At 68.8% G+C, this 218-nt stretch carries 1 protein-coding gene; it reads right to left on the reverse strand.

Features of this window, described 5'->3' with window-relative positions; all coding sequences use genetic code 11:
* On the reverse strand, positions 1-218 hold a 218-nt coding region (locus IH45_RS0142920; protein ID WP_030682839.1), incomplete at both ends, for a roadblock/LC7 domain-containing protein.

Genomic DNA, 218 nt, shown 5'->3' on the forward strand with positions numbered 1-218 from the left:
GCGCGCAGGTCGGGCGTGAGCACCGTGCCCGCGCGGTCGACCAGCAGGGCCATCTCGTAACCGACGAGGCCGATGTCGCACTCCGGGTGCGCCAGTACGGCCAGCGACGATCCGTCGGAGACGGACATGATGAAGAGGAAGCCGCGCTCCATCTCCACCACGGTCTGGTTGACACTCCCGCCCTCGAAGATGCGGGAGGCGCCGGAGGTCAGCGAGGT

Source organism: Streptomyces rimosus subsp. rimosus (genome assembly GCF_000720725.1).
Lineage (GTDB): Bacteria > Actinomycetota > Actinomycetes > Streptomycetales > Streptomycetaceae > Streptomyces > Streptomyces rimosus_A.